The 7610-nt window shown below is 32.0% G+C and carries 10 protein-coding genes; 7 read left to right on the top strand and 3 right to left on the bottom strand.

The features are described from left to right. Together FPG59_RS11965 and folP are read right to left on the bottom strand one after the other, a co-directional pair. Positions 1 to 436, bottom strand: a 436-nt coding sequence (locus FPG59_RS11965; RefSeq protein ID WP_086454828.1) for a hypothetical protein, incomplete at its 3' end; no start/stop codon positions are given. A 3-nt stretch (positions 437 to 439) separates the two neighbouring features. Further along, positions 440 to 1264: a dihydropteroate synthase gene (folP, locus tag FPG59_RS11960; RefSeq protein WP_086454827.1), complete on the bottom strand. Its 825-nt coding sequence runs from the start codon at positions 1262 to 1264 to the stop codon at positions 440 to 442. Positions 1265 to 1423: 159 nt separating this feature from the next. On the opposite strand from folP, the gene FPG59_RS11955 reads away from it, so the two are divergent. From FPG59_RS11955 to tpiA, 5 genes are all read left to right on the top strand, one after another. Then, positions 1424 to 1969: a DUF1599 domain-containing protein gene (locus tag FPG59_RS11955; protein WP_086454826.1), complete on the top strand. Its 546-nt coding sequence runs from the start codon at positions 1424 to 1426 to the stop codon at positions 1967 to 1969. Positions 1970 to 1988: 19 nt separating this feature from the next. Then, a complete protein-coding gene (locus tag FPG59_RS11950) occupies positions 1989 to 3089 on the top strand; it encodes a BT_3928 family protein (RefSeq protein WP_086454825.1) in 1101 nt (366 codons plus the stop codon). Between the two features lie 181 nt (positions 3090 to 3270). Beyond that, positions 3271 to 3462: a cold-shock protein gene (locus tag FPG59_RS11945; RefSeq protein WP_086454824.1), complete on the top strand. Its 192-nt coding sequence runs from the start codon at positions 3271 to 3273 to the stop codon at positions 3460 to 3462. Positions 3463 to 3679: 217 nt separating this feature from the next. Then, complete coding sequence (locus tag FPG59_RS11940; RefSeq protein WP_086454823.1) at positions 3680 to 4180, top strand: TlpA disulfide reductase family protein; 501 nt, start codon at positions 3680 to 3682, stop codon at positions 4178 to 4180. 46 nt (positions 4181 to 4226) lie between these two features. Continuing rightward, complete coding sequence (gene tpiA / locus FPG59_RS11935; RefSeq protein ID WP_086454822.1) at positions 4227 to 4979, top strand: triose-phosphate isomerase; 753 nt, start codon at positions 4227 to 4229, stop codon at positions 4977 to 4979. Positions 4980 to 5030: 51 nt separating this feature from the next. Here the strand turns inward: tpiA and FPG59_RS11930 are convergent, their stop codons facing one another. After that, positions 5031 to 6254: a porin gene (locus FPG59_RS11930; protein WP_086454821.1), complete on the bottom strand. Its 1224-nt coding sequence runs from the start codon at positions 6252 to 6254 to the stop codon at positions 5031 to 5033. A 92-nt stretch (positions 6255 to 6346) separates the two neighbouring features. On the opposite strand from FPG59_RS11930, the gene prmA reads away from it, so the two are divergent. Continuing rightward, a complete protein-coding gene (gene prmA, locus FPG59_RS11925) occupies positions 6347 to 7180 on the top strand; it encodes a 50S ribosomal protein L11 methyltransferase (protein ID WP_086454820.1) in 834 nt (277 codons plus the stop codon). A gap of 36 nt (positions 7181 to 7216) precedes the next feature. After that, the gene (locus FPG59_RS11920) at positions 7217 to 7492 is read left to right on the top strand and encodes an ATP-dependent Clp protease adaptor ClpS (RefSeq protein ID WP_086454819.1); all 276 of its coding nucleotides are present in this window, start codon (positions 7217 to 7219) and stop codon (positions 7490 to 7492) included. The last annotated feature ends 118 nt before the right edge of the window (positions 7493 to 7610 follow it).

Below are 7610 nucleotides of genomic sequence, written 5' to 3'. Positions count from 1 at the left end.
CAATTAAAATCTCATTATTCTTATTGATAAATATGATGGTTCCAATTGGTTTTTCCGTTTTATAATACACATTGGTAAAAGGAATAAAAGCTAGATTTTTACCGATCGTATCTGCATAGGAATAATAATTTTCGGCCTTTTCATTCTTGTGTGCTTTATCTTCTCGCTTTTTTTGCTGCAATTTTATTATTTCTGGGATTACAAGTCGTAGCGGCAAGCGTTTATCCACATTTAAAATCCAATTAGTCGAAATAATACTGTTTTTTCTATTCACTACTGCCAGTGTATCTATGCCCTTTGTCTCAAAAAAAATATAAATAGGTGATAAATCCTTTACATCCTTAACAATAGTCAAATTAGACTTCGGTAACAAAACCTCCTCTTGTTTTCCGCATGAAACCAACACAAATAATGCAATAACTATAAAATATTTCATCTTTTATGAATTAAGTTTGTTGTACAAAGTCACACATTCCATAGCTTCTTTAACATCGTGTACACGTAGAATTTTGGCACCCTTGGTCAATGCCAAAGTATTCATAACAGTTGTGCCATTGAGTGCATCCTGAGCTGAACAATTTAATGATTTATAAATCATAGATTTTCTTGATACCCCAGCTAAAACGGGGACATTTAAACTAGAAAATAATTCTAATTTACTAAAAACTTCAAAGTTTTGAGCCGTAGTTTTGGCAAAGCCAAAACCTGGATCAACAATTATATCATTAATCCCCAAACTTCTTGCAAATGCTAATTTTTCAGAAAAATAAAACATCATTTCTTTTACAATATCGTCATAGTCCGTGAGTGTTTCCATAGTTTGAGGATTTCCCCGCATGTGCATCATTATATAAGGAACGTTATACTTAGCGATGGTTTCAAGCATTTTAGTATCTAAATTCCCTGCGGAAATATCGTTTATTAGGGCTGCGCCATTCTCAAGTGTGGCCCGAGCAACTTCGCTTCTAAAAGTATCTATGGAAAGAATTGTATCTGGAAAATGTTTTAGAACCAAATCTACAACAGGCACAACTCTAGAAATTTCTTCCTTTTCCGAAACAAATTCAGCATTTGGTTTACTTGAATACGCTCCAATATCTATAAAAGTTGCACCGTCAATTCGCATTTTCTCAACTTGAGAAAGAATATCTGATTCATTTTTATATTTTCCACCATCAAAAAAAGAATTAGGTGTTACATTCAAAACTCCCATTACTTTGGGCGTTGACAAGTCAGTAAGTAATCCTTTGCAATTTATAGTCATCTTGTGGTTTTCAGTGTTTGTTTATAGATAAAAGTGCAAATACAAACATCATTTGCATTCAAGGATAATACTCTATGTGTGGTTAAGCATATTTGTACTTTGTACTTCAATCTTAATTCTTTACTTTTGAAAAAATTTGAATACAAATATACATCAATAATGAAGAATACTTCAAAAGAATATGACGGGGTTATTACCATTTGTAGAACCTTATTTGTTAACAAAATGAAAGATTACGGTTGTGCTTGGCGCATACTTAGACTTCCTTCGTTAACAGATCAAATTTACATCAAGGCCCAAAGAATTAGAAGTTTACAAGAAAATGAAGTTCGTAAAATTGATGAAGATGAAACTGGTGAATTTATAGGAATTATAAACTACTCCATCATGGCTTTGATTCAACTAGAGCTTGGAGTGGTAGATCAACCCGATTTAGAAGTGACACATGCTACTCAATTATACGATGCTAAAATTGAATTGACTAAAAAACTCATGGAGGATAAAAATCATGATTATGGAGAAGCATGGCGTGAAATGCGCGTAAGTTCTCTTACTGATTTGATTTTACAAAAATTACTTCGCGTGAAGCAAATTGAAGACAATAAAGGAAAAACATTAGTCTCTGAAGGGATAGATGCTAATTATCAAGACATGATAAATTATGCTGTTTTTGCCTTAATTTTAATGGGTTTTGGAAATAAATAAGAACTACTAAGTACTCAATATGAAAAATATAATAACTCAATTTTCAAGAATTTTTGTTGGAATCCTGTTCATTATTTCAGGATTGATAAAACTCAACGATCCTGTAGGGTTTTCATACAAACTAGCGGAATATTTTAGCGAACCTGTTTTTAATATGCCTATTTTTATACCGCTTTCATTATCACTTGCATTATTCCTTGTGATTCTAGAGGTGGTTTTAGGAATCATGTTACTCATTGGTTACAAATCTAAATTTACAATTTGGAGTTTACTTATACTAATTGTTTTGTTTACCTTTTTAACCTTTTACTCCGCTTATTTTAATGTGGTTAAAGATTGTGGTTGTTTTGGCGATGCTTTAAAACTAACCCCTTGGCAATCCTTCACTAAAGACATTGTATTATTGTTCTTTATACTTGTCTTGTTTTTCAACAAAAAACTAGTAAAACCATTGTTTCCTGGAATTCTTCAAAACGCTATTTTTATATTGAGCATCTTAGCTTGTTGCTTCATGGGTTATTGGGTACTTAACCATTTACCAATAATTGATTTTAGACCTTACAAAGTAGGGAATAACATTCAAAAAGGAATGCGAATTCCTGATGGTGCTCAAAAATCAGTTGTTGAAATGATATTCATTTACAAAGTGGGTGGTGTAGAAAAAGAATTTACCGAAAAAGATTTAATGTCAATTCCTGAGGGTGCTGTTTTTGTGGATCGTAAAGACAAAGTAATTTCTGAAGGGTACGTATCTCCTATTCATGATTTTACAATGGAAAAAGAAGACGCTGATTATAAGGATGAATTTCTTCAAGAACCAAAACTCATCATGATTACAGCGTATGACTTAGATTTAGCCGACGCAACTGGGATGCAAAAAGTAGAAAAACTAAAACAACAAGCTGTAACCAAAGGATATAAAGTAGTTGGTTTAACTGCCTCTACTCCGGAAAAACTAGAGTCTGCCAAGAAAAAATTCAATTTTACATTTGACTTTTATTTTTGTGATGCAATTACGGTTAAAACCATTGAAAGAGCAAATCCAAGTATCATAATTCTAGATAAAGGAACTGTCACTCAAAAAGTTCATCATAATGATATTGATCAATTAAAATTATAATTTCATACTATGTTTCAAGAAAAAAGTCTTAAAGTAAATACCCTTTAAGACTTTTTTGTTTTTGTAACTATTTGAAGAAATACTACATTATTATAAAGCATTTATAATCTTTACAACTTTAAATAGAGTTACTATCAATTTTAATTGTAATTTTATTCTTTATTAATAAAAAAACAAAAACATGAGTAAAGGAGTAGTTAAATTCTTCAATGAAGCTAAAGGGTTCGGATTCATTACTGAAGAAGGTTCAGGAACAGATCATTTTGTACACATTTCTGGCGTAGTCGATCAAATTCGCGAAGGTGATACAGTAGAATTTGAATTAGAAAATGGAAAAAAAGGATTAATTGCAGTCCAAGTTGTAGTAATCTAATAGTAGATACACTAAAAAATTAAGGCTCGTTGGTTTTTCCATCGAGTTTTTTTTTGCTTCAAGCTCTCATTCTGAAATAGCGATACATCAAAATAATTGTACGATCTTAAACTATATCGATATTGTAGTATTAATTTCGAAAAATGACATCAAATTCTATTTTTAGGACTACAGCTTTCAAATTCTTTGATTAACTTTGTTTAAAACAAATATAAAAATGAAAAAAATAATAGCTTTATTAGTAGTATTTTCAACCTTTTCTTGCACTACAAATGCTCAAAAAACTGAATTCACAAAGAAAGCATTGACCGAAACATTGCTAGCAACTAATGGCAGTCAAGTAGCATTCAAAAACATTCTAAAAAAACACAAAGGAAAAACACTTGTAATAGAAGTATGGGCTTCATGGTGCGGTGACTGTGTAAAAGCAATGCCAAAATTAAAAGAGCTTCAAGCCAATAATCAAGATGTTGATTATGTGTTTATATCAATGGATAAAACTGCAGACAAATGGAAAGAAGGCATTGAAAAACATCAACTTAAAGGAGATCATTACATGGCTAATGACCAAATGAAAGGTGTATTTGCTAAAGAAGTTGATGTTGACTGGATTCCGAGATACATTATAGTGGACAAAAATGGAAAAATTGTTTTGTACCGCGCTATAGAGACAGATTTTGAAAAAATAAATGAAACTTTAAAAAGTTTAAAAAAATAACAATCAAAATGCTTTTAGCATTATAAATTTATAAGAAAACCGTACCATGAGAAAAAAAATTGTAGCTGGAAATTGGAAAATGCATAAAAATGCAGAACAAACTGAGGATTTATTGAACGAGTTAATTGCAAAGTTACCAACTGAAACAAATGCACATGTTATGGTTGCACCTACATTTGTTAACCTAGCATCAGCAGTGGATCACTTAGAGTTTACCAATATTGAAGTTGCAGCTCAAAATCTTCATGCAGCAGAGGGCGGTGCATTTACAGGAGAAATTTCGGCAGATATGTTGAAAAGTGTGGGTGTTACAAATGTCATCTTGGGGCATTCAGAAAGAAGAGCTATGTTTCACGAAACTGACGCTGTGATTGCTGCAAAAGTGGATACTGCTTTAAGACATGAAATGACTGTTTTATTCTGCTTTGGCGAAGAATTAAAAGACAGACAAACTGGAAACCATTTCAACATAGTAGAAAATCAATTGCGTGATGGATTGTTTCACATTGAAGCAAAAGATTGGGACAAAATTGTTTTGGCTTATGAACCCGTTTGGGCAATTGGAACTGGAGAAACAGCCTCTCCAGATCAAGCACAAGAAATGCACGAATTCATAAGAGAAACCGTAAGAAAATCTTTTGGAAATGATATTGCTGACAATGTATCTATACTTTACGGTGGTAGCGTAAAACCAGACAATGCTGTTGAAATATTCTCAAAGCCAGATGTTGATGGTGGATTAATAGGAGGAGCAGCATTAAAAGCTGATGATTTTGTTGCAATTGTAAATGCAATATAAATCCATATAATCTTAAACTAAAAGCGGTACATTCTAGATGCACCGCTTTTTTTATATTCCAATTTCTATTTGAAAGCGCAAAAACCAATTGTTTCTTTTGTCTCCATTATAATAATGAAGTGTATCAAAAGTGAGTTCACTTTGTACTTTAAAAGCATGTTCCCAAATATACTTAGTCACACCGATACTGTATTGTTTGGCATTAGGAGCTAAAGTTTTAATATCATCACCCACTTTTTGATTAGAGAAACGGCCTATGAATTCATAATTTGATGGAAAATTATAACTCAATTGATAATCAAATCCTTCACCTACAAAAGCATAACTCACTTGAGAATTATCTAATGGGTTGATAGTAATTGCATTTTTTGATGTTGAACGTGACATATAGCTAGACATTGCAGCCCACCCGTTGTACTTAAACATTGCATCAATCAAAACGGATTTCATTGTTCTTTCTTGAAATAAATCATTTCCTAATTGACCCTGTGTACGTTTTGCATTATTATTTTGCTGAAAAGCGCCAGACAACATAAATTTAGGTTTTTGTTCACGCACAATGTCGCCCTCAAAATAAGTACCATCTCTTGAAAAGGCTCCAAAAGGAAACAACTCAACTTTAGTTGTAACTGCAATACCTGAGTCAGCATTTCCAGTTATATTTCTACCTTCACCAGTAGATAACGCTCCTTTAAAATTGTATGAAAAACTATTTTGAAACTCATTCAAGTTGTGTACCTGAAAACCAAAATCCCTATCAATAGTAAACTTAGTATTATTAATTGACCTATCTGTAAGTTGTAATCCCCCTGATGAGTTTACACGTTGTCTGTTCCCAGGCAGTTTAGTTTGTCCAAAACTTAAATTCCAATTTTTGTTAGGTCTATAAAAAACAACAGCATCTCTTATTATATTTAGATTTTCTCCATCTTTGATTTCACCTACATCACCAGGAGCAAATGAAAGCTGAACGGCATATAAAAACTTTGGTGAACCCACATATCCATCAAAACGCAATCTCAACCTGCGTATTTGACCGTCGTATCCTGCTGGTTCATCTTCATTATTTATGTAGGATACTCTGTTTTGTATTCTAAAACGAATATTCATTTGAAATAAACTATCAGGAGAAGTGATACCAATACCTTTTCCAAAACTATAATATGGCAAAGCAGATAATTTTAAATCATTATCCTGCTTGTTTTGTTGTATTGAAACTTGAGCAAAGACAACTACTCCAGTCATAAGGAATAGTAGTAAAATAAGTTTTTTCATTATAAAACAATGTTTAATGTACAAATGTAAAATAATTTTTAAATTACAAATGCCAATTAGTGTGTGATTCTTACCTTTGTAAAAAAACTATCATGTCAAACATATATATTGGATATCATTTTACAATTAGCCCGAAAGAAATTGGGTCTGAAATACTCATTGCTGAATTAGGCGAAAAAGCATTTGAAAGTTTTACTGAAACTGAAAATGGAATTTCAGCTTTTGTTCAAAAGGATTTATGGGACGAAATGATATTAGATGACATTCAAATACTGCAATCTGAGGAGTTTACAATTGATTACACTTTTGAAGAAATTGAGCAAGTAAACTGGAATGAAGAATGGGAAAAAAACTTTGATCCTATTGATGTCGATGGAAAATGCCATGTAAGAGCGCCTTTTCATCCAAAAACCGATGCAGAATACGATATCATTATAGAACCGAAAATGAGTTTTGGAACCGGTCACCATGAGACGACACACATGATGATTCAGCACTTACTAGAGATGGATGTTAGGGGTTTAAAAACACTTGACATGGGTTGTGGTACTGCCATTCTTGCCATTCTTGCCGAAATGAAAGGAGCTCAACCGATTGATGCCATTGATATAGACAACTGGTGTTATCTTAACTCAATAGAAAATGCAGAACGCAATAATTGTACTCATATTACCGTTTATGAAGGTGAAGCTGCATTACTTGAAGGTAAAAACTACGATTTAATAATTGCAAATATCAACCGTAACATTTTACTTAATGACATGAGTGCGTATGTTAAGAGTTTAAACACAAACGGAACTTTGTTGCTAAGTGGTTTTTATGAAGAAGACATCCCCTTTATTGATGCTTCCTGCCAAGAAAATGGTTTAAAATACATCAAGAAATTTCAAAGAAATAATTGGGTTTCTTTAAAGTACACCAAATAATTCATTCGGTTTTTTTAATAATTTAAAAACATTAAGATGAGTACAAAAGAAAAAGTAAGAGAGCGAGTAAGTGTAAAAGAATCTATTGCATTTAATAATGAAATTGTAGTTTACAATGATGATGTAAATACTTTTGACCACGTTATAGAAACCTTAATAAGAGTTTGTGATCACACTCCAGAACAAGCAGAACAATGCTCATTGATTGTTCACTACAACGGAAAATGTACCGTAAAAACCGGTCCGTATGATAAATTAAAAATGCAATGTACACAATTACTAGAAGCCGGTATAAACGCCGAAATAATTTAAAGTAATTGCTTTAAATAAAACAAATTGTGAGAGTACAATAAAAATGTGGTTAAAGCCAACTTAGGAAAACTACATGATACATATTTTATCATGTAGTTTTTTTTTATTTTTTTAATAG

Origin of the sequence: Flavobacterium sp. FPG59 (assembly GCF_002150205.1) — a bacterium.
In the GTDB taxonomy this organism is placed as follows: Bacteria; Bacteroidota; Bacteroidia; order Flavobacteriales; family Flavobacteriaceae; genus Flavobacterium.
Note: the sequence above shows the minus strand (reverse complement) of the source record. Positions and strands in the feature narration are given on the sequence as shown.